Source organism: Bartonella elizabethae F9251 = ATCC 49927 (genome assembly GCF_000518165.1).
Taxonomy (GTDB): Bacteria; Pseudomonadota; Alphaproteobacteria; order Rhizobiales; family Rhizobiaceae; genus Bartonella; species Bartonella elizabethae.
Map to the genome: position 1 here is coordinate 22,659 of NZ_JADB01000010.1, position 21,841 is coordinate 44,499.

Genomic DNA, 21,841 nt, shown 5'->3' on the forward strand with positions numbered 1-21,841 from the left:
GAAGAGAAAAAATATTTTGCAAATAGGACATTAGAAATGAATCGCAACTTTTATTGGATAAGGAAACATAGATGACGATCATTGTCGATATCATGGGGCGTGAGGTTCTTGATAGCCGTGGTAATCCGACGGTAGAAGTTGATGTTCATTTGGAAAATGGCGCTTTTGGTCGCGCGTTGGTTCCCTCAGGAGCTTCAACGGGGGCACATGAGGCTGTAGAGCTTCGTGATGGTGGTCCGCGTTATCAAGGGAAAGGTGTTGAAAAAGCGGTTGCTGCAGTCAATGGCGAAATTCTTGAAGAACTTGGTGGGCGGGATGCAAGAGACCAAATCGCTATTGATCAAGCCATGATTACTTTGGATGGAACGCCAAACAAAGCCCGTCTTGGTGCTAATGCACTTCTTGGTGTTTCATTGGCTGTTGCAAGAGCCGCCGCAAACTCATTAGATTTACCCTTGTATCGTTATATTGGTGGACCGCAAGCGCATATTCTTCCAACACCTATGATGAATATTATTAATGGTGGGGTTCATGCTGATAACTTGATTGATTTTCAAGAATTTATGATTATTCCAGTAGGAGCCCCTACCGTGAGAGAGGCCATCCGTTATGGTGCTGAAGTTTTCCATACGTTGAAAAAACGTTTAAAAAATGCGGGATATAATACCAATGTTGGTGATGAAGGTGGCTTTGCACCTCAGTTTAAAAGTGCAGATCAAGCAATTGATTTTATTATGGAATCCATCATAACATGTGGCTATAAACCAGGTGAGCAAATTGCCATTGGTTTAGACTGTGCTTCTACTGAGTTTTATAAAAATGGTTCATATTTTTATAAAGGTGAGGGAAAATGTCGCGACATCCAAGAACAAGTCGATTATTTGGCGCACCTTGTGAAAAGTTATCCTATTGTTACCATTGAAGATGGAATGGCAGAGGATGATTGGGAAGGTTGGAAGCTTCTTACTGATACAATTGGAGAAAAATGTCAGCTTGTGGGCGATGATTTATTTGTAACCAATTCAGCGCGTTTGCGTGAGGGTATCAAGATGGGAGTAGGCAATTCTATTCTCATAAAAGTTAATCAAATTGGGACATTGAGTGAAACACTTGATGCTGTAGCAACAGCACATAAAGCGGGTTATCGTGCCATTATATCTCATCGCTCAGGCGAAACAGAGGATTCTTTCATTGCCGATCTTGCGGTTGCAACAAATTGTGGACAAATTAAAACAGGTTCTCTTGCACGTTCGGATAGATTAGCAAAATACAATCAACTTATTCGTATTGAAGAAATGCTAGGGGACCAAGCGCGTTATGCTGGTGATGTATATCGTTGATTTTTGTGAGCAAAAAATATGAAAGTATAAGATCATTTAGAGTATAAAATTGAGCTGTCTTATCAAAGATATAGAGCAATTATTTTATAGGCATTTAAATTTATAGGGATTAAGATGAGAGGTATAATTATTAGTCAAGATCAAGGAACGTATCTCGTTTCGGGTGATGATGGTAAGCGTTATCAGTTTGCGACTTGGGATTGGTTGGGAAAGAAATCCCCGAGGATTGGTGATACCGTTGATTTTGTCTGTGAAGGAGGTGTAGTCAGTTCTGTTTTTCCATTGTTGAGATCAGGTACAGAGAACTCAAGGACAATGTTTGCGCTCCTTTGTTGGTGTGCAGGTATTTTTGGTGTCCATCGTTTTATGGTTGGGAGAGTTCGGACGGGTGTGTTAATGCTTGTTTTATCTTTATCGGTTGTTGGATTGATGATTACAGGTATTTGGGCAATTGTTGATTTCATACTCATTCTTGCTGGAAAATTTACGGATAAAAATGGGAATCAGATTACAGATCTGTAATTTTTTATGATAAAGAGCAGATAATTGAGGTCGCTTTTTATTTTTATAAACATATTAAGTTCATCATACCGAATCATTTTACTCTAGCTCTTTAATGTGAGATATTAAGAAAAATATGCACAGTTAAATAAAGTATTGAATAAAGACTGTGCTATTTTATATGGGTAAAACAACTAAGGTGTGTTTTGTATTACTGCTCATAGCAGCAGAAAGCGTTAGGTTATTGGGGGGCTCTGAACGATTTTAATTTCACGTTTATCACGGTTGCTACAAATTTTATTTACGCCGTGAGGTTAATCGATATATTATCAAATTAGAAATAATCTCTTTATGAATAACACATGAGGAGCAGCTTTATAGGTGATCAAAGATGAAGGGTAAGATTATTGGTCAAAATCAAGAAGATTATTTCGTTTCAGGGGCTGATGGTAAGCGTTATCAATTTGCGAGTTGGAATTGGTTAGGGAAAAAAACACCAAAGGTAGGGGATACTGTTGATTTTGTATATGAAGATGATGTTGTTAAATCTGTTTTCCCTCTTTTGAGTGAATCTCAGTCAGAAAAATCAAGATTGGCGATAGCACTTGTTTGTTGGTTTTTTGGATGGTTGGGGATTCATCGCTTTATGGCAGGTAAAGTTGGAACGGGTATTGTGATGCTTCTCATGACTATAACAGGTATAGGACTGTTGGTCACTATACCATGGGCATTTATTGATTTTATAGTTATTTTATCCGGATACTTTAGGGATGAAAATGGGGATAAAATTATAAATTGGTAGAAATTTTAGAATAATATAAAATGTAAAGAGTGAGGGACTTTCTTTACTTTTAATGTTTTTAATATATTAATTTAATAATGTAAATTATTTTAATCTATGTCTTTAAATGTGAAATATTAAAGAAAATGATAAATATTTAAATAAAACTATTGAAAAAGACTGTACTATTTCATATGAAAAAAGTAAAAGTGCAAATCGAACAGCGTGCTTTGTATTGCCACTTATAATTGCGGGAATTTTAAGTTGTTGGGGGATTTTAAGCTTTTTAAATTGTCATATATCACGGTGAGTGCAGATCGTACTCATGCGGTGAGGTTTATCTAACATATTATCATATTAGAAGAAAAACTTCTTTATGAATAGCAATTTTATAGGTGGTGAAGATGAAAGGTAAGATTATCGGTGAGGATCAAGGAGATTATTTCATTTCAGGGGCTGATGGTAAGCGCTATCAGTTTGCGAATTGGGATTGGTCAGGAAAAAAGCCGCCGAAGGTTGGTGATGTTGTTGATTTTGTGTGTGAAGGGGATACCGTTAAATCTATTTTCCCTGTCTTGACTGAAGGTCAGTCACAACAATCAAAAGTGACGTTAGCGGTCGTTTGTTTTTTTCTAGGTGGACTAGGAATTCATCGTTTTATGGTTGGTAAAGTTGGAACGGGCATTGCACTGCTTCTTATAAATATAATAAGTTGGATAACTATACCATTTTTTGTAGGGCTTCTAGGGCTTTTTTTAATAGTTACACCTTGGATATTGATTGATTTTATAGTCATTTTAACAGGAAATTTTAAGGACAAAGATGGGCATAAAATCACAAATTAGTGAGATATCCAATATTTGACATATAAAAAGTGAGTCATTCAGCTTACTTTGATTGTGTTCAAGGGGGGGATAAATTGGTGATAACAAATTGTTTGCGTGTGTAGATTGAGTAATGAGGTGTTAATCAAAATCGTGCATAGTTAGGCAGAATATGAAGAAATTTTTGCTGTAGAGACTGTGCTATTTTATGTGGACAAAGCAGAAACGTCGATCAATCAAAGTGCGTTTTATACTACCTCTTATGACGGTGGGCGTTTTGAGCTATTTCAGTTACCATATTTATCATGGTGAGTATGGATTATATTCACGCAGTGAAGTTAATCAGCAGATTAGCGAATTAGAAAATGAGCTTCATAAAATAGAAGCTGAGCGTGAATTCATTGAAAAGCGTATTTCTCTTTTACGCAATGGGCATATTGAAAAGGATATGTTGGATGAATATGTCCGAAAGAATTTAAATTTTTCTAAGCCAAATGAATTAACAATCTTAATGCCTTAAAATGATACCAAAGGTAAATGAAAAATCGCTTAATTTAAACGATAATCAGCAATGATATTGTTTACGCCGTTTGATAAGGCTTGTAACTTTTGTTCGTAAAGGTTATTCCTAAATAATCATAAAAGGGAGTTTAATATGGCAGAACGACTTAAAAAAAATTCTGCGTCGGTGGCGCGCACTGCATTATCAAGCACCACAAAGAAAGCACCAATAGCAGATTTTACAAAAGAGGAAGAACTTGATGCCTATCGTGAAATGCTTTTAATTCGCCGTTTTGAAGAAAAAGCAGGACAACTTTATGGTATGGGGCTTATTGGGGGATTTTGTCATCTTTATATTGGACAGGAAGCTGTTGTTATTGGAACATTAAAGGCAACAAAAGAAGGTGATCAAGTTATTACATCTTACCGAGATCATGGCCATATGTTAGCTGTTGGGATGAGTCCGCGGGGCGTCATGGCAGAATTAACGGGACGCCAAGGAGGATTTTCCAAAGGCAAAGGTGGCTCGATGCATATGTTCTCTAAAGAAAAGAATTTTTATGGTGGCCATGGTATTGTTGGTGCGCAGGTTCCCATAGGTTCAGGTTTGGCATTTTCGAATCAATATCTTGGTAAAGATAATGTGACATTGGTTTATTTTGGTGATGGCGCTGCAAATCAGGGGCAGGTTTACGAAAGTTTTAATATGGCTTCACTTTGGAAGTTGCCCGTTGTTTATATTATTGAAAACAATCAGTATGCTATGGGAACATCCGTTTCACGGGCATCTGCAGAAACTGATTTTTCTCGCCGCGGTCTTTCTTTTGAAATTCCAGGTATTGTTGTTGATGGTATGGATGTTCGCTCCGTAAAAGGAGCTGCTGATGAAGCAATTTCTTGGGCTCGCTCAGGGAAAGGGCCCATCATTCTTGATATGCAGACCTATCGCTATCGTGGTCATTCCATGTCTGATCCAGCAAAATATCGCTCTAAAGAAGAAGTTCAAAAAATAAAAGAGGAACACGATCCGATTGATCAAGTAAAAAGTCGGATTCTTAAACAAAATTGGGCGAACGAAGACGATTTAAAGTCTATTGAGAAAGAGGTTCGTGCCATTGTTGCTGATGCGGCAGATTTTGCACAAAGTGATCAAGAGCCAGATGCTTCTGAGCTCTATACGGATATTTTAGTTTGATGCGAGGGAAGCAAGTATGTCTATTGATATTTTGATGCCGGCGCTTTCACCAACCATGGAAGAAGGTAAGCTGTCTAAATGGCTCAAGAAAGAAGGTGATAAGGTTAGCTCTGGCGATATTATTGCTGAAATTGAAACGGATAAGGCGACAATGGAAGTAGAGGCTGTCGATGAAGGCACGCTTGGAAAAATTTGTGTTTCTGAAGGTTCTGAGGGTGTAAAGGTTAATAGTGTTATTGCAGTTTTGTTAGAAGAAGGTGAGCGTGTTGAAGATATTTCGCATCCTACTAATACAGCACAAAAAACTGAAGTGTCCTCTCCTTCTCTTCCTTCATCAGTTCCGCAATCTCTTACTTTTGCACCGCCTCCTGATTTTGATATTCCAGCGGGAACAGAAATGGTGACAATGACAGTTCGTGAAGCGCTTAATCAGGCTTTGGCCGAAGAAATGCGGCGTGATGAAAAGGTTTTTCTCATGGGGGAAGAAGTTGCGCAATATCAAGGAGCCTATAAGGTTAGCCAAGGTTTGTTGGAAGAATTCGGGGAACGGCGCGTTATTGATACGCCAATTACAGAACATGGTTTTGCTGGACTGGCTGTTGGAGCTGCTTTTGGAGGTCTACGTCCCATTGTTGAGTTTATGACATTTAATTTTGCCATGCAGGCAATGGATCAAATTATTAACTCAGCAGCAAAAACACGTTATATGTCTGGTGGACAAATGACGGCTCCTATGGTTTTCCGTGGTCCCAATGGCGCGGCTGCTCGTGTTGGTGCTCAACATTCTCAATGTTATGCTGCTTGGTATAGTCATATTCCAGGGTTGAAAGTTGTCATGCCTTATAATGCTGCAGATGCAAAGGGTTTGCTAAAAGCGGCTATTCGTGATGATAATCCTGTTATTTTCCTTGAAAATGAAATTTTATACGGGCATCAATTTGAGGTCCCTCAACTTGATGATTTTATTTTGCCTATTGGGCGGGCACGACTTCATAAGTCTGGACAAGATGTGACGATTGTTGCCTGTGGGATTGGTATGCATTACGCTGTTCAAGCATTACCAGAAATTGAAAAACTTGGTATTGACGTTGAGTTAATTGATTTACGAACCATTCGTCCGATGGATCTTCCGACAATTCTTTCTTCCGTTAAAAAGACGGGCCGTTTGGTAACAATTGAAGAGGGTTTTCCTCAGTCATCTGTAGGAACTGAAATAGCAACGCGTGTTATGCAACAGGCTTTTGATTATCTTGATGCACCAATTGCGACGATTTCCGGCAAAGATGTTCCAATGCCTTATGCGGCTAATCTTGAGAAGTTGGCTTTGCCTGATACTGCTGAAATTATTGAGGCCGTTAAGGCTGTGACATACAGAGCATAACGGAGGAAAGCACAATGCCCATTAAAATTACAATGCCAGCGCTTTCCCCTACGATGGAAGAGGGAAATTTAACAAAATGGAATATTAAGGAAGGCGATAAGGTTTCCTCTGGGGATGTTATTGCTGAAATTGAGACGGATAAAGCGACGATGGAGGTCGAGGCCGTCGATGAGGGGACAGTTGCTAAAATTGTTGTTCCTGCCGGAACACAAGGGGTTAAAGTGAATTCTTTGATTGTTGTTTTAGCAGAAGAGGGAGAAGATTTAGCTGAAGCTGCAAAAGTTGCAGAAGAGAATTCTTCTTCTATAAAACAAGAATCAGAGGGCGAAAAACAAGCAGATTCTCTGAAGCAGACGGACACAAAGGGGATAAAAATGTCTCATGAATCATCCGCTCAGCAATTAATACAGCAAGATAAAGAGGGAGCTCGTCTTTTTGCCTCTCCCTTAGCGCGGCGGTTAGCTTCTCAGGCAGGTCTTGACTTATCCCTTATTTCTGGAAGTGGTCCCCATGGACGTATTATCAAGCGCGATGTAGAAAAAGCTATGAGCGGGGATATCTCTCAAGCTTCTTATTCGTCATCAATCGGCGAGCTGATTGCAGCAGGTGATTCTGACAAACAGATATTGCAACTCTTCAAAGAGAATGAATATCTCTTCACACCCCATGATAATATGCGTAAAACGATCGCCACACGTTTGGTGGAATCAAAGCAAAAAGTTCCACATTTCTATGTGACCGTAGATTGTGAACTTGATGCGCTATTAGCGTTGCGGACACAATTGAATGCTGCAGCACCAATGGTTAAGACACTGGAAGAAGCTAAGCCTACTTATAAGCTTTCTGTTAATGATATGGTGATCAAAGCGGTTGCACTTTCTTTGAAAGCGGTTCCTGATGCGAATGTCTCTTGGCTTGAAGGTGGAATGCTTCATCATAAACATTGTGATGTTGGGGTTGCTGTTTCTATTCCCAATGGATTAATTACGCCGATTATTCGCCATGCAGAGGAAAAGCCGTTATCGCTTATTTCCAAAGAGATGAAGGATTTTGCAAAGCGTGCGCGTGAACGCAAATTGAAAATGGAAGAATATCAGGGAGGAACAACAGCTGTATCAAATATGGGAATGTATGGTGTGAAAAGTTTTTCTGCTATCCTTAATCCACCCCATGCGACGATTTTTGCGATTGGTGCAGGAGAGCAACGCGCTGTTGTTAAAAATGGTGCATTAGCTGTTGCGACAGTTATGTCGGTTACACTTTCTGTTGATCATCGCGCTGTCGATGGTGCTTTAGCGGCAGAGCTTGCGCGGACCTTTAAGAAGATAATTGAAAATCCATTAGCAATGTTGGTTTGAATGACCGCTCTTTACTTAAATTATGAAAGGGTATGTTAAGAGAGTGGAAGCAAATTTAAAAAGTTTGAAGAGCAATGCTATTGCTGCTTCTGGTTTGGATAACGCATTGATGTGAAGCGTAGAATAAAAAACATAAGCCGATTTTATGATGTTGATTTTCAATCTTAAGTTTAAAAGTGCATATCCATTTTATATATATCCATGGAGGAATGACTGTGGCAAATCTTTATGATGTAATTGTAATTGGATCAGGTCCAGGCGGATATGTGACCGCAATTCGTGCCGCGCAGTGTGGCTTTAAGACTGCAATTGTTGAGCGTGAACACTTGGGAGGGATTTGTTTAAATTGGGGGTGTATTCCAACAAAGGCTCTTTTACGTTCGGCAGAAATGAAACATTTTGCTGAACATGCGAAAGAGTATGGACTCAAAATTAATGGTTCAATTGAAGCAAGCATCAAAGATGTTGTGACACGTTCACGCGGCGTTTCAGCTCGTTTAAATGCTGGTGTTGGTTTTTTAATGAAAAAAAACAAGATTGATATTATTTGGGGTGAAGCAAAGCTTACGAAGGAAGCGAAGGCAAACCAACCTGCGGAAATTATAGTTTCTTCGTCCTCCAAACCGGTTATGCAACCGCAAAATCCAATTCCTAAAGGAACATTAGGGAAGGGGACTTATCAAGCAAAGCATATCATTATTGCAACGGGTGCACGTCCTCGTCTCCTTCCTGGTATTGAGCCAGATGGAAAGCTCATTTGGACTTATTTTGAAGCGATGATACCGACAGAAATGCCGAAATCACTTTTGGTTATAGGGTCTGGAGCAATTGGTATTGAGTTTGCTTCCTTTTATCGTGATATGGGAGCAAAGGTTACTGTCGTTGAAATGATGCCCCATATCATGCCCGCTGAAGATATTGAAATTTCAACATTTGTTCGTAAACAGTTGGAAAAAAAAGGTTTACGTATTCTTTGCCAAGCAAAAGTAACAAAGGTTGAAAAAGCTTCCAATTCCGTGACGGTACATCTTGATGTTGAGGGAAAAACAGAGACAATGACGGTTGATCGGGTGATTTCCGCTGTTGGGGTACAGGGTAATATTGAGAATCTTGGTTTAGAAGCGTTGGGTATAAAAACGGATCGTGGATGTATTGTAACTGATGAGTGGAGTTGGACAGGAGTTGCAGGTATTTATGCTATCGGTGATGTGGCTGGTCCTCCTATGTTAGCTCATAAAGCAGAAGAAGAAGGCGTGATATGTATTGAACGTCTTGCTGGTTTAAAGAGTGTTCATCCGCTTGATAAGAAAAAAATTCCAGGGTGCACTTATTGCACACCGCAAGTTGCTTCTGTAGGACTTTCAGAAGCAGCAGCAAAAGAAGCAGGGTATGATATACGTATTGGTCGTTATTCTTTTTCTGCCAATGGCAAGGCGATTGCTTTGGGTGAAGATCAGGGATTAGTAAAAACCATTTTTGATAAAAAAACAGGACAGCTTCTTGGCGCCCATATGGTAGGGGCAGAGGTAACAGAACTGATACAGGGTTTTGTTATTGCCATGAATCTTGAAACAACAGAGGAAGAATTGATGCATACTGTCTTTCCACATCCGACTTTATCGGAAATGATGAAAGAAAGTGTATTGGATGCTTATGGTCAAGTTTTAAATGCTTGATGATTGGGTTTGCGTGAGGAATCTTAAATTTTTCATTGCTCCTTCGTATTGATAAGGCAAAGGCTTAAATGGTTACGGTTGTTGATAGAGTTACGAATAGACGTTTGCGTCATCCTGAAAAGGCTTATCGTCCGGATACAAGCGTTCAGAAAAAGCCAGATTGGATTCGTGTAAAAGCGCCAACATCTCCGATCTATAAGGAAACGCATGGTATTGTACGCACCCATAAATTAGTGACTGTCTGTGAAGAAGCAGGTTGCCCTAATATTGGCGAATGTTGGAGCAGGCGGCATGCCAGCTTTATGATTTTAGGGGAGATATGTACGCGTGCGTGTGCTTTTTGTAACGTTGCAACAGGCATTCCGCTTGCTGTTGATGATAACGAGCCAGAACGTGTCGCCGATGCTGTTGCGCGGATGGAATTAAAACATGTCGTCATTACATCGGTTGATCGTGATGATCTTGCGGATGGTGGCGCTGAGCATTTTGCAAAAGTTATTTATGCGATTCGTCGAAAAACACCTAAAACAACAATTGAAGTTCTTACACCTGATTTTCGTCATAAGGATGGTGCTTTAGAAATTGTTGTTGCTGCTAAGCCTGATGTTTTTAATCATAATTTAGAAACAGTTCCTTCTAAATATTTAAAGGTCCGTCCAGGAGCACGTTATTTTCATTCAATTCGTTTATTACAACGTGTTAAAGAACTGGATCCAACAATTTTTACAAAATCGGGAATTATGGTTGGCCTTGGGGAAGAACGAAATGAAATTCTGCAATTGATGGATGATTTACGCTCTGCTGATGTGGACTTTATGACAATTGGACAATATTTGCAACCTACGCGAAAACATCATCCCGTTATTCGTTTTGTGCCTCCTGAAGAGTTTGAATCTTTTGCCAAAATTGGTAAAGTAAAAGGATTTTTACATATGGCTTCCAATCCTTTGACGCGTTCATCTCATCATGCAGGAGATGATTTTGCCATTTTGCAAAAAGCGCGTGAAGAAAAATTTGCCTTACAGAGATAATGATGCCAACTTTTTCAACACATCGGCAAGTTGCCCATAGTGCTCGTGAAATGTTTGACCTTGTGTCAGATATTGAACGTTATCCTGAGTTTTTACCCATGTGTGAGGCTTTAATAATACGTTCTCGCAAGGAATGTGAGGAAAAGACATTGCTTCTTGCAGATATGACCGTTGGCTATAAGGTTATTCGAGAAACATTTACGACCCAAGTTTTTCTTCAGCCAAAGAAAGGTTTGATAGAGGTTAACTATATTGATGGGCCATTTAAATATCTTGAAAATCGTTGGGTCTTTCATAATATTGAAAATACCAATACTTGTAATGTAGAGTTTTTTATTGATTATGAATTTAAAAGTAAAATACTCGGACGTTTGATGGGCTCCATGTTTGATATTGCATTTCGTAAATTTACCGATGCTTTTGAGAAGCGCGCCCATCAGATTTATGGTTCTACGGTCACATGATCTATTCCGTTATTTTTGAACAATAGCCATATTGCTTATAAAGGTGTAAAGATAAAAATTGATGTCCGTTTTTATGATTTTTTTCTTTTTTAGGGGCACATCTTTTAAACAGAGCATCACAAATATTATTAGACAAAATATTGATTTATAATCATAATTTAGTGTTATTTATATTGAATTAAAATTTTTATGTAGGTTTCTCTCGTTCCAAATTCGTTTGATCCATTATAAAAAAGAACTGGAGATGATTTAATGATATTCAGGTCTTTCATTCTTAAGTTGGGAGACAATAAATTATTTTTTCAAGATATTGATGATTATGAACTCTAATGTAAAATAGAGAGTTTTGAAATTGGTATGGGAATTCAGTGAAGTCGTTTCAGAATCATTTGAAAAGCATTTTCAACAGTTGCATGGCGGATAGCTTCGCGATCAAGATGACCAAAGTGCATTTCTTTGTGCAGGGGGGAGTGATTTTTGTAAGCAACGGCACAATGCACAAGTCCTACAGGTTTGTTCAGACTAGCACCTCCTGGACCTGCAATTCCTGTTACAGAAACCGCAATATCAGCTTGTGAATGTTTTAATCCGCCCTCAGCCATTGCAAGAGCAACTTCTTTTGAAACGGCACCATAGGTTTTTATAAGTTTAGCACACACGCTAACAAGGCGTGTTTTGGATTCATTTGAATAGACAACAAATCCACAATCGAGAACATCTGATGAACCTGCAATATTTGTAAGGCTTGCAGCGATGAGTCCTCCTGTACAAGACTCTACAGTTGTTAAAAGTAAACCCTTTTGGCGACAGGTATTAAGAACTTCACGCGCTTGTTTTTCACAAAAATATGTCATTTGGGAATTTCTCCTGGATAAAGAATACTCGCTGTTGCCAAAGCTGCAATGCCTTCACCACGACCAATAAATCCAAGCTTTTCGTTCGTTGTTGCTTTGATGGAAATTCGATTGGATGAAATTGTGAGAATGCGCATAAGATTTTCCGTCATTGTTTGACGATAAGGACCGATTTTAGGTTCTTCAGCGATTAAGGTGATATCCACATTAGCAATACGACCACCTGCTTGTGTAACAAGATCAAGAGCATGACGAAGAAAGATTTCTGATGATACATTTTTCCATTGAGGATCAGAGGGAGGAAAATGTGTACCAATATCTCCTGCACCTTGAGTTGCAAGAATAGCATCTGTTAATGCATGAAGAGCAACATCTGCATCGGAATGTCCATTTAATTTTTTATGAAAAGGAATTTTTATACCACATAATATAAGACAATCTCCTTTTTCGAAAGAATGAACATCATAACCATTGCCAGTACGGATATCAGGAAACATTTGCATTTTTTTCTGGAGATATAAATGGGCGGTATCAAAATCTTCATTCCATGTGATTTTTATATTATGAGGATCACCTAGAACAGTAAGCATAGGAATCCCGAACCATTCGGCAATTGCACAGTCATCAGTGAAGTCTTCTTTACAAACTTTTTTTGCTTGTTTATGGGCCGCTAAGATATGTTCAAAGGGAAAACACTGTGGTGTTTGTGCACGATAAAGATGGGAACGGGGAATTGTTTCTAAAACATGCTGATGATTAACGCGTTTAAGGGTATCAGAAATGGGGAGAACAGGAAGAACGCCTTCTTGAGGTGTGAGTGTGTTATGAATGTTATCAAGAAGCTTCTTTTCTATAAAGGGACGTGCACCATCATGAATATGCACGTATTGGGGATTGAATTTTTTAAGTGCCTGAAGTCCATGTAAGGTAGAGATTTGACGTGTATTGCCTCCTTCAACGATAATGAGACGTTCTTTAAATTCGGCGAGTGCTTGTTCACAGATTTGATGATCTTCTGGATGAATAACGAGAATAATTGTTGTGAGCGCTGGATGTTGCAAAAAACAATGTACGGTATGATAAATAATCGGCTTTTGTCCTAGAAGCCGATATTGTTTTGGAATTTCATGAGGAGGTCCTGCTCTTTCACCACGTCCAGCGGCTAATATGATTGCTGCAATAGAAATACTGAATCTCCTTATATTATAACTTTAGTTTATTATTTATTCATTTTAAAATGATTGTGAAAGGATGGTCGTTGTAGATCAGCAAGAGATATCACGGATAACACCTCAAAAAAAGCATTTAATGCTTTTTGAAGGGCGGTATTCAAACCACAAAAATCAATCAATGGACAATTGGGTTCTGCATTATCAAAACATTCTGCGAGGGAAAAGTTATCTTCTGTTACTTTCAAAACATCAGCAACAGAAATCTCTTCTGCGGGTTTAGCCAATTTAACACCACCATTGCGTCCACGCACTGTTTGTATAAAACCTGCTTGAACAAGCGGTTGAAGGATTTTAAATAAAAAAAGTTCTGAAACGGCATATGTTTTAGCAATTTCTGGAACGCGACTGAGTGATCCCTGATTATCTGCACAATACATGAGCATTCGAAGAGCATAATTTGTTTGTTTTGTTAATCGCATCTCATTTCCTTTGTAACGTATCATTGAGCGCAGTTTATTTTAAAGATATTTTGCAAAATGCAGAAGTGATTATATTTATTTGCTCTATTTTAAATGGAGTATTATTATTGTCAATTTTTGTCACAAAAGGTTATATGAGAATAATAAGATAAGGGTCTGTAAGCTTATGATGAATGTAACATCTGTGACGAATCCTCAAGATCTTGATAAGAATGCTTATAATGATGAGTTGTATCGTTTAAGTAAGGTATATATCTTTTTAGGGATTGCAATTATTGTATTGGCTTTATTTACAGCCTCTATTTCGTTTATTATTCTTATTGGATTGACCCCTGTTGTTCCGAGTAGAACAGTCACCCTTATTCTTATAGGGATCAATAGTTTTTGGGTTTTAGGGCTTGTTGTCATCGTTTTTTATGAGATGATTCCCATCATTCGAGCTTGGCGTTCAAGGCGTGCAGGCTCGCGTCTTCATGTGCGCCTTATTTCATTGTTTGCACTTGTTGCGACCATGCCAGCTGTTGCTGTCGCTCTTGTATCGGGTCCAGCCTTAAATTTAGGACTTGATCGATGGTTTGATACCACAACGCGGCAAATTGTAGGTTCTTCTATTGATTTAGCAAATGCTTATGCGGATGAAATGCTTCAAAATTTAAAAAATTTATCCTACGCGATGGCATTTGCTCTTGATAACAAAAAACTTTTAGAGCGTAATCCGGCTGAATATCGAATGCAATTAACGCGTCATGCTTTAGGACGCAATTTGCGTGGTGCATTTTTGTTAAGTTCTAGCGGAACGATTTTTGTATCAAGTGCTCTTGGGGATGAGGATAAACTCCCAATTCCTCCTTCGCACCTTATCGAGCGTGCAACCAGTGCGAGGCCTTTTTCTTTTCAACCAGGCGTTCACGATTATTTTGGTATTATTTTAAAATTTAACAATATTCCAAACACATTTTTATATTTGGTGCGTGACGTTGATAAAGGTGTTTTATCGGCTTTGCGTTTGACAGAAGTTAATACAGATCGTTACCGTGATTTAAATGAAAATCGCCTGTTGACACAAATTGCATTTGGTATGCTTTATTTATGTCTTTTTTTTAGTTTATTCTTATCTGCTATTTGGGCAGCTATTGCTGTTGCTGATCGCTTAGTTCGTCCTATTCGTCTTCTCATTAGTGCTGCTGATGATGTTGCGTCTGGGAATATGGAGATTTTTGTGCCAGTGCGAGCAAAAGATGGGGATATTGGGCAATTATCCAAAACTTTTAATTACATGGTCAGTGAATTGAAAAGTCGGCGCAATGAGTTGATTGCAGTGCGTGATCAAATTGACGAGAGACGGCGTTTTTCTGAAGCTGTGTTATCGGGTGTAACAGCGGGAGTCGCAGGTATCGATGATAATGGTGATATTACAATTATCAATCGATCTATTGAAACGATGTTTGATATTCGCTTTGAACAGGTTGTTGGACAAAGTCTTTTATCTTTAAGTGCTGAAATTTGGCAGGTTTTTCAGTTTGCGCGTTCATTGGGCCGTAAAAATCATCGTGAGCAGGTCACTTTAAACGTTGCAGGAAAAGAGCGGGTCTGTAATGTCCAAGTTACGATGGAAGAAGATGATGGACAGGGACAATCTTGGGTGCTAACAATTGATGATATTACAGACCTCGTTGCAGCGCAACGGACAGCGGCGTGGGCGGATATTGCACGACGGATTGCACACGAAATTAAAAATCCCCTCACACCTATTCAGTTATCGGCTGAACGTATTCGCAAACGTTATAACAAAGTTATTATACAAGATAGAGAGGTTTTTGAGCGGTGTATTGACACAATCATTCGCCAAGTTGGAGATATTGGGCGTATGGTTGATGAGTTTTCTTCTTTTGCACGTATGCCAAAACCACAAATGCATGTTTTAGATATACGTGAATTATTGCGTGAAGCATGTTTCTTGATAGAAGTGACGCGACATGATATTCAATTTGAGCAAGACTTAGGAAATCTCCCTCTTATGGGTGCATTTGATAATCGTCTTATTGTCCAGGCTTTTTGCAACGTTATCAAAAATGCGAGCGAATCCATTGATTCGGTCATGCGAGAGGAAAATATTCACGGTCATATTCTTGTCCGTTCTTACCGGCAAGAAGAATGGGTGGTTGTGGATGTTGTTGATAACGGGAAAGGACTTCCTAAAGAGCAAAGACAAAAGTTATTAGAACCCTATATAACAACACGGGAGAAAGGAACAGGACTAGGCCTAGCCATTGTGCGCAAAGTTGTTGAAGATCACGGAGGCTCCATGGAGCTCCATGATGCACCGGAGAGTTTTTATGAAGGTCGTGGTGCGATGATCCGTTTGATATTTCCCTCAGATGGAGGGAAGCAGGGTAGTGTTATACAAGCCATAAATCATAAGATAGGGGAATAGTATGGTATCAGATATCTTGATTGTTGATGATGAAGCAGATATTCGTGAGCTTGTTGCTGGTATTTTAGATGATGAAGGTTATGAAACGCGTGTTGCTTGTAACTCTGATGAAGCTTTAGCGCAAATTAGTGAGCGTATTCCAAAGCTCATTTTTTTAGATATTTGGTTACAGGGGAGTCGCCTCGATGGTTTAGCACTGCTTGATGAAATTAAAACACAATATCCAGCTCTTCCGGTGGTTATGATCTCTGGTCATGGTAATATTGAGACGGCTGTTTCAGCTATAAAGCGTGGGGCCTATGATTTCATTGAAAAACCTTTTAAAGCTGATAGACTTGTATTGGTTGCAGAAAGAACACTTGAAAACTCAAATTTAAAACGTGAGCTTTCAGAGTTGCGAAAACGTTCAAATGAGACATTGGAGCTGCTGGGAAAATCAACCGTTATAAGAAATTTGCGTCACATCATAGAAAAAGTAGCGCCAACCAATAGTCGAATCATGATAACAGGTCCTTCAGGGGCTGGAAAAGAGACAGTCGCCCGAACGATTCATGCGCTCTCAACACGTTCGAATGGGCCATTTGTTACAATAAATGCAGCAACGATTACGCCGGACAGAATGGAAATAGAGTTGTTTGGCAGCGAAATGGAGGGAAGAGAGCGCAAGATCGGTGCTTTAGAGGAAGCCCATGGTGGGATACTCTATCTTGATGAAATTGCTGATATGCCGCGTGAAACTCAAGGTAAGATTCTGCGGGTGTTAACGGGGCAGGCATTTGAGAGAGTTGGTGGTACAAAACGTGTTAAGGTGGATGTTCGTATCATTTCTTCAACAGCGCAAAATCTTGAAAATCTTATTTCTGACGGGCGCTTTAGAGAAGATCTTTTCCACCGCCTTTCTGTTGTTCCTATCACTGTTCCGCCTCTTTCAGCCCGTCGTGAAGATATTCCAGAACTTGTGCATTATTTTGTAAAAACAATATCACAGCAGGTTGGAATTAAGCCACGTGAAATCAGTGATGATGTGATCGCTATTTTGCAAACACATGCTTGGCCGGGTAATGTACGGCAATTACGCAATAATATTGAGCGTCTTCTTATTCTTGTGCGGGATGGTGATGGTCCTATAACAGCGGACTTTCTTCCTAGTGAAGTGAGTGATCCTTTGCCACGTCTTCAAATGGATTCGGATGAAAGTATCATGGATTTACCATTGCGTGAAGCACGAGAATTGTTTGAAAAGAGATACTTAGTAGCGCAGATTGGGCGTTTGGGTGGAAACATATCACGTACCGCTGAATTTATAGGTATGGAGCGTTCCGCTTTACACCGTAAGCTAAAAGCACTTGGAGTTTCTTAAAACAATGCGTGTTATTATTTGCGGTGCAGGACAGGTTGGTTATGGAATAGCAGAGCGTCTTGCTGCTGAAAATCACGATGTTACTGTTATTGATATTGAGACCAGGTTAATTGAAAAAATTCGCGATACATTGGATGTGAGATGTTTTGTTGGTCACGGTTCTCGTCCTGAAGTTCTTTTGGCTGCAGATGCAGACAAGGCTGATATGTTGATTGCTGTCACTTTGTTTGATGAAGTGAATATGGTCGCTTGTCAGGTCGCCCATTCATTATTTGATGTTCCCACAAAAATTGCTCGTATTCGCTCACAATCCTATTTAGAACCCCGCTATAAGACGCTTTTTTCCAGAGAGAATATTCCCATTGATGTGGTTATTTCGCCAGAAGTTGAAGTCGGGGAAATGGTTTTACGTCGTATTGCTCTGCCTGGTGCAATAGATGTTCTTTATTTTTGTAATGATGATATTGTTGCGCTCGCTTTGGAGTGTATGGAAGATTGTCCCGTTATTAATACACCTTTGCGTCAATTAACAGAGCTTTTTCCAGATCTTCACACGACGGTGACCGCTATTAAACGTGGCTCGGAATTATTAATTGCACATTCAGAAACGCAATTACGCGTTGGTGATATAACCTATCTTGTTGTTGCTCGTGAGCAGATGCGTCGTGCTGTTGGGCTTTTTGGTCATAAAGAACAAGACGCCCACCGCATGATTATTGCAGGAGGCGGGCACATTGGCCTTTATGTTGCTCAGGCGATTGAAAAGCGTCTCCATAAATTAAAATTAAAGATTATAGAATCGCAAAGAGAAAGAGCTCTCACAATTGCTGATCAGCTTGAAAAAACAACTGTTTTATATGGTAACGTATTAGATCCAGTCATTCTTCAAGATGCGGGAATTGATCAGGCCGATTTAATGATTACATTGACCAATCAGGATCAGGTTAATCTCTTAAGTGCTATCATTGCGAAAAGATTGGGCTGTAAAGCTAATATGGTGTTGATTAATAATGTTGCTTATCAAGAGTTTAGCCGCGCCGTTGGTGTGGATGCCTATCTTAATCCCCATAGCGTTACAATATCGAAAATTTTGCAACAAATGCGCCGTGGGCGTATTCGTTCTGTTCATTCAGTTTTTAATGGTCGAGCAGAAATTATCGAAGCTGAAGTGATGCAAACATCTTCATTGGTTGGTAAATCATTATCAGAGCTCAATTTATCAGATGGTTTGAGGATTGGAGCAATTTATCGTAATAAGACAATTATACAGCTTTCTGCAGAGACGCGTATTTTGTCTGGTGATAGAATAGTGATTTTTGCTCTTGCTGATAGAGTTCGTGATGTTGAACAACTTTTTCGCGTAAGTTTGGAATATTTTTGATATATTATTGATGGATATTTGTACTTTTTGGTATAGTGGACAGTTAAGATTGGTGGATAGGCTTTGTTTGTCCTCAATGGTCAAAACTGGACAGCGCGTTAAGCTTTTTAGTTATGATAAAGAAATAGATAATCTCCCTGCTGGTGTTGAGTTGCATAAAGCCGAATCAATTTTACCACGTTCAGCAATTTATCGCCTTGACCCCCATTTTTCTGATGATAAACTAGGATGTACAATTGTTCAGTTCTCGGATTTTTTTCGTGTTATGCTGATGAAATATCAACAAGGTGTGTGGTTAGATACAGATGTTTATCTCGTTAGACAGTTTCATCCAGATGCGAATAAGGTTTGGTTGGCAAGAGAAAATAAGAGAAGAGTAGGCGTTTCTGCCCTTTATTTTCCTCCAGATAACCCTATCATAAAAGTGTTTGAAGATTATTGGGCCGGCACAGAAATGATTCCTCATTGGCTTGGGTTTAAGCGTCGTGTTTGGAGACCATTCTGGTTAAAGAGAAAAAAAATTCCAATTTTACCGAGAAATCTTGGCGTTACGATATTTGGCAATGACGGTATTTCACGGTTAGCAAAACAATATGGTTTTTTTCACGAGGCAAAGGAAAAGGAAACTTTTTATTATTGGACTGGGCGAAAAACTGAGCACATCTTTGAACCAGCTTTTGGCGTAAGACCGCTTACAGATTCACGCTTGATAGGATTTCATATTCACAGAAAGACCAAGACCACGCAAAGACCTCAGGAAGGAAGTTTTTATCATTGGGCGGTTTCCCGCATTCCTGAAGCTCATAATTTGTTTAGGTAGAGTTATTATCGCTATTTTAACCATTGGGATTTTAATCTATCCTAAAGGGCTCTTGATTGTCGCTTGCACAAGAGAGTAATATTAGCCTATGGATAAAAATATTGAATGTGTAAAAAGCGATTGTTATATGACAAGGAAAGTAAAAATATGAGTGATCCAATGAAAACAGCATTAAGCCTTGTTCCTATGGTTATTGAGCAAACCAATCGTGGTGAACGGGCTTATGATATTTTTTCCCGTCTTTTAAAGGAGCGGATTATTTTTATTAATGGTCCTGTTGAAGATGGTATGGCAATGCTTGTTTGTGCACAATTACTTTTCTTGGAAGCGGAAAATCCTAAAAAAGAAATTAGTCTTTATATTAATTCGCCAGGGGGGGTCGTGACATCTGGTATGGCTATTTATGATACTATGCAATTTATTCGCCCTCCTGTTTCTACGCTTTGCATGGGGCAGGCGGCATCTATGGGGTCATTATTGCTCACAGCTGGAGCAAAAGGTCATCGTTTTACATTGCCAAATGCGCGTATTATGGTGCATCAGCCATCTGGTGGTTTTCAAGGTCAAGCTTCAGATATTGAGCGACATGCACAAGATATTATAAAGATGAAACGGCGTTTAAATGAAATTTATGTTCAACATACAGGTCAAGATTACGAGGTTATTGAGAGAACGCTTGATCGCGATCATTTTATGACAGCAGAAGAAGCAAAAGCGTTTGGTTTAGTTGATGATGTTATACAGTATCGTGCAGAAACTGAAAAAGAAGAAAAAGATTAAGAATTTTTATAGAAAAAACAGCTATTTTAATTAAAGAGTTTTGTAAAAAGTATCGCAAAAAGTTAAGAGAAACACCTAAAAATATTGAGACATCCATGGTTTTCTATATGTCTTTTAGTTTTCATGATGAAAAGCTTCCTTTGAAAAGGCGAAGTATTCATATATCGTGGTGAAAGGAAAGAAAAATGAGCAAAATTAGCAATAGCGGGAACGAATCAAAAAATACTCTCTATTGCTCGTTCTGCGGCAAGAGTCAGCATGAGGTGCGTAAGCTCATTGCGGGGCCTACTGTATTTATCTGTGATGAATGTGTAGAGCTTTGCATGGATATTATTCGGGAAGAAAATAAGTCTTCTGGTGTTAAGGTGCGTGATGGAGTCCCTACTCCACAGGAAATTATATCCGTTCTTGATGATTATGTTATTGGTCAGCAGCATGCAAAGCGTGTTCTTTCTGTCGCAGTTCATAATCATTATAAACGGTTGGCGCATCAGTCTAAAAGAAGTGATATTGAGTTGGCTAAATCAAATATTCTTCTTGTTGGTCCAACGGGCTGCGGTAAAACTTATCTCGCACAAACATTAGCACGTATTATTGATGTCCCTTTTACGATGGCGGATGCGACCACTTTGACTGAAGCAGGTTATGTGGGTGAAGATGTTGAGAATATTATTTTAAAGCTTCTTCAAGCGGCGGATTATAATGTTGAGCGTGCACAGCGTGGTATTGTTTATATTGATGAGGTTGATAAGATTTCTCGTAAGGCTGATAATCCTTCTATTACAAGAGATGTTTCTGGAGAAGGGGTTCAGCAAGCATTGCTAAAAATTATGGAAGGAACGATTGCTTCCGTTCCTCCACAAGGTGGACGTAAACATCCGCAACAAGAGTTTCTTCAGGTTGATACCACAAACATTTTATTCATTTGTGGAGGAGCTTTTGCAGGTTTAGAGCGGATTATTTCAGGGCGTGGTGAAAAAACTTCTATTGGTTTTTCTGCGACTGTTAAGGCTCCTGATGAACGTTGTGTTGGTGAAATTTTTCGTGATTTAGAGCCTGAAGATCTTATAAAGTTTGGTTTAATACCAGAATTTATTGGGCGTCTTCCTATAGTGGCTACCTTAGAGGATTTAGACATTAACGCTCTCGTACAAATTTTATCACAACCTAAAAATGCATTGGTAAAGCAATATCAGCGTCTTTTTGAAATGGAAAATGTTGAGTTAGCATTTCACGAAGATGCTTTACGCGCTATTGCGAAGAAGGCTATTGAACGTAAAACGGGTGCACGTGGTTTACGTTCTATTATGGAGAAGATACTTCTTGAGACGATGTTTGAATTACCGGCTCTTGAAGGGGTTCAAGAAGTGGTTATTTCGAGCGATGTTGTCGATGGGAAAGCGCGTCCTCTTTATATTTACTCAGAACGTACAGAAGATAAAGAAAATGTATCAGCATGACATTGTGCGATATACAATATAAAAAGTGGGTAACGAACGGTGTTTAATA

General features: G+C 39.1%; 20 protein-coding genes. 17 read left to right on the forward strand and 3 right to left on the reverse strand.

Annotated elements, in window-relative coordinates; genetic code table 11:
- The first annotated feature begins 71 nt into the window (after window positions 1-71).
- From eno to T429_RS0107030, 11 genes are all read left to right on the forward strand, one after another.
- Window positions 72-1,340, forward strand: coding sequence for a phosphopyruvate hydratase (gene eno / locus T429_RS0106980; RefSeq protein WP_005773698.1), 1,269 nt, complete (start codon window positions 72-74; stop codon window positions 1,338-1,340).
- Between the two features lie 114 nt (window positions 1,341-1,454).
- Window positions 1,455-1,862 (forward strand): TM2 domain-containing protein, encoded by a 408-nt coding sequence (locus T429_RS0106985; RefSeq protein WP_005773697.1) that lies wholly within the window; start codon window positions 1,455-1,457, stop codon window positions 1,860-1,862.
- A gap of 370 nt (window positions 1,863-2,232) precedes the next feature.
- Complete coding sequence (locus T429_RS0106990) at window positions 2,233-2,643, forward strand: TM2 domain-containing protein (protein WP_005773695.1); 411 nt, start codon at window positions 2,233-2,235, stop codon at window positions 2,641-2,643.
- Between the two features lie 383 nt (window positions 2,644-3,026).
- Window positions 3,027-3,467, forward strand: coding sequence for a TM2 domain-containing protein (locus T429_RS0106995; RefSeq protein WP_005773694.1), 441 nt, complete (start codon window positions 3,027-3,029; stop codon window positions 3,465-3,467).
- 187 nt (window positions 3,468-3,654) lie between these two features.
- Window positions 3,655-3,966: an FtsB family cell division protein gene (locus tag T429_RS0107000; RefSeq protein ID WP_005773693.1), complete on the forward strand. Its 312-nt coding sequence runs from the start codon at window positions 3,655-3,657 to the stop codon at window positions 3,964-3,966.
- Window positions 3,967-4,101: 135 nt separating this feature from the next.
- A complete protein-coding gene (gene pdhA / locus T429_RS0107005) occupies window positions 4,102-5,142 on the forward strand; it encodes a pyruvate dehydrogenase (acetyl-transferring) E1 component subunit alpha (protein ID WP_005773692.1) in 1,041 nt (346 codons plus the stop codon).
- 16 nt (window positions 5,143-5,158) lie between these two features.
- Window positions 5,159-6,523, forward strand: coding sequence for a pyruvate dehydrogenase complex E1 component subunit beta (locus T429_RS0107010; RefSeq protein WP_005773691.1), 1,365 nt, complete (start codon window positions 5,159-5,161; stop codon window positions 6,521-6,523).
- Window positions 6,524-6,537: 14 nt separating this feature from the next.
- Entirely contained in the window at window positions 6,538-7,881 is a 1,344-nt protein-coding gene (locus T429_RS0107015) for a pyruvate dehydrogenase complex dihydrolipoamide acetyltransferase (RefSeq protein ID WP_005773690.1), read from the forward strand.
- A 215-nt stretch (window positions 7,882-8,096) separates the two neighbouring features.
- Window positions 8,097-9,557, forward strand: a complete 1,461-nt coding sequence (gene lpdA, locus T429_RS0107020) for a dihydrolipoyl dehydrogenase (RefSeq protein WP_005775052.1) — start codon at window positions 8,097-8,099, stop codon at window positions 9,555-9,557.
- Between the two features lie 68 nt (window positions 9,558-9,625).
- Complete coding sequence (gene lipA, locus T429_RS0107025) at window positions 9,626-10,588, forward strand: lipoyl synthase (protein ID WP_005775053.1); 963 nt, start codon at window positions 9,626-9,628, stop codon at window positions 10,586-10,588.
- A 2-nt stretch (window positions 10,589-10,590) separates the two neighbouring features.
- The gene (locus T429_RS0107030; RefSeq protein ID WP_005775054.1) at window positions 10,591-11,052 is read left to right on the forward strand and encodes a type II toxin-antitoxin system RatA family toxin; all 462 of its coding nucleotides are present in this window, start codon (window positions 10,591-10,593) and stop codon (window positions 11,050-11,052) included.
- 365 nt (window positions 11,053-11,417) lie between these two features.
- On the opposite strand, the gene T429_RS0107035 is transcribed toward T429_RS0107030, so the two are convergent.
- From T429_RS0107035 to rirA, 3 genes are read right to left on the reverse strand one after another with little or no spacing between them, the layout of a single operon-like run.
- Window positions 11,418-11,906, reverse strand: a complete 489-nt coding sequence (locus T429_RS0107035; protein WP_005773685.1) for a CinA family protein — start codon at window positions 11,904-11,906, stop codon at window positions 11,418-11,420.
- On the reverse strand, window positions 11,903-13,093 hold the full coding sequence (locus T429_RS0107040) for a bifunctional 2-C-methyl-D-erythritol 4-phosphate cytidylyltransferase/2-C-methyl-D-erythritol 2,4-cyclodiphosphate synthase (RefSeq protein ID WP_180376396.1): 1,191 nt from the start codon (window positions 13,091-13,093) through the stop codon (window positions 11,903-11,905). The genes T429_RS0107035 and T429_RS0107040 overlap by 4 nt, the downstream gene beginning before the upstream one ends.
- 32 nt (window positions 13,094-13,125) lie before the next feature.
- Window positions 13,126-13,557: an iron-responsive transcriptional regulator RirA gene (rirA, locus tag T429_RS0107045; RefSeq protein WP_005773683.1), complete on the reverse strand. Its 432-nt coding sequence runs from the start codon at window positions 13,555-13,557 to the stop codon at window positions 13,126-13,128.
- Between the two features lie 169 nt (window positions 13,558-13,726).
- Here rirA and T429_RS0107050 point away from each other — a divergent pair, with 169 nt between their 5' ends.
- The 6 genes from T429_RS0107050 to clpX all read left to right on the forward strand — a co-directional run bounded on the left by T429_RS0107050 (window position 13,727) and on the right by clpX (window position 21,792).
- On the forward strand, window positions 13,727-15,991 hold the full coding sequence (locus T429_RS0107050; RefSeq protein ID WP_026500929.1) for a sensor histidine kinase NtrY-like: 2,265 nt from the start codon (window positions 13,727-13,729) through the stop codon (window positions 15,989-15,991).
- A gap of 1 nt (window position 15,992) precedes the next feature.
- Entirely contained in the window at window positions 15,993-17,351 is a 1,359-nt protein-coding gene (gene ntrX / locus T429_RS0107055; RefSeq protein WP_005773681.1) for a nitrogen assimilation response regulator NtrX, read from the forward strand.
- A 4-nt stretch (window positions 17,352-17,355) separates the two neighbouring features.
- Window positions 17,356-18,732 (forward strand): Trk system potassium transporter TrkA, encoded by a 1,377-nt coding sequence (gene trkA, locus T429_RS0107060; protein WP_005775055.1) that lies wholly within the window; start codon window positions 17,356-17,358, stop codon window positions 18,730-18,732.
- A 10-nt stretch (window positions 18,733-18,742) separates the two neighbouring features.
- Entirely contained in the window at window positions 18,743-19,552 is an 810-nt protein-coding gene (locus T429_RS0107065) for a glycosyltransferase family 32 protein (RefSeq protein WP_005773679.1), read from the forward strand.
- A gap of 147 nt (window positions 19,553-19,699) precedes the next feature.
- A complete protein-coding gene (gene clpP / locus T429_RS0107070; RefSeq protein ID WP_005773677.1) occupies window positions 19,700-20,332 on the forward strand; it encodes an ATP-dependent Clp endopeptidase proteolytic subunit ClpP in 633 nt (210 codons plus the stop codon).
- A gap of 185 nt (window positions 20,333-20,517) precedes the next feature.
- A complete protein-coding gene (gene clpX / locus T429_RS0107075) occupies window positions 20,518-21,792 on the forward strand; it encodes an ATP-dependent Clp protease ATP-binding subunit ClpX (RefSeq protein ID WP_005775056.1) in 1,275 nt (424 codons plus the stop codon).
- Window positions 21,793-21,841: the final 49 nt, after the last annotated feature.

Coding starts and splice junctions, on each gene's coding strand:
- eno (WP_005773698.1), top strand. CDS start 72: ATGACGATCATTGTCGATATCATGGGGCGTGAGGTTCTTGATAGCCGT.
- T429_RS0106985 (WP_005773697.1), top strand. CDS start 1,455: ATGAGAGGTATAATTATTAGTCAAGATCAAGGAACGTATCTCGTTTCG.
- T429_RS0106990 (WP_005773695.1), top strand. CDS start 2,233: ATGAAGGGTAAGATTATTGGTCAAAATCAAGAAGATTATTTCGTTTCA.
- T429_RS0106995 (WP_005773694.1), top strand. CDS start 3,027: ATGAAAGGTAAGATTATCGGTGAGGATCAAGGAGATTATTTCATTTCA.
- T429_RS0107000 (WP_005773693.1), top strand. CDS start 3,655: ATGTGGACAAAGCAGAAACGTCGATCAATCAAAGTGCGTTTTATACTA.
- pdhA (WP_005773692.1), top strand. CDS start 4,102: ATGGCAGAACGACTTAAAAAAAATTCTGCGTCGGTGGCGCGCACTGCA.
- T429_RS0107010 (WP_005773691.1), top strand. CDS start 5,159: ATGTCTATTGATATTTTGATGCCGGCGCTTTCACCAACCATGGAAGAA.
- T429_RS0107015 (WP_005773690.1), top strand. CDS start 6,538: ATGCCCATTAAAATTACAATGCCAGCGCTTTCCCCTACGATGGAAGAG.
- lipA (WP_005775053.1), top strand. CDS start 9,626: ATGGTTACGGTTGTTGATAGAGTTACGAATAGACGTTTGCGTCATCCT.
- T429_RS0107030 (WP_005775054.1), top strand. CDS start 10,591: ATGCCAACTTTTTCAACACATCGGCAAGTTGCCCATAGTGCTCGTGAA.
- T429_RS0107035 (WP_005773685.1), bottom strand. CDS start 11,906: ATGACATATTTTTGTGAAAAACAAGCGCGTGAAGTTCTTAATACCTGT.
- rirA (WP_005773683.1), bottom strand. CDS start 13,557: ATGCGATTAACAAAACAAACAAATTATGCTCTTCGAATGCTCATGTAT.
- T429_RS0107050 (WP_026500929.1), top strand. CDS start 13,727: ATGAATGTAACATCTGTGACGAATCCTCAAGATCTTGATAAGAATGCT.
- ntrX (WP_005773681.1), top strand. CDS start 15,993: ATGGTATCAGATATCTTGATTGTTGATGATGAAGCAGATATTCGTGAG.
- trkA (WP_005775055.1), top strand. CDS start 17,356: ATGCGTGTTATTATTTGCGGTGCAGGACAGGTTGGTTATGGAATAGCA.
- T429_RS0107065 (WP_005773679.1), top strand. CDS start 18,743: ATGGATATTTGTACTTTTTGGTATAGTGGACAGTTAAGATTGGTGGAT.
- clpP (WP_005773677.1), top strand. CDS start 19,700: ATGAGTGATCCAATGAAAACAGCATTAAGCCTTGTTCCTATGGTTATT.
- clpX (WP_005775056.1), top strand. CDS start 20,518: ATGAGCAAAATTAGCAATAGCGGGAACGAATCAAAAAATACTCTCTAT.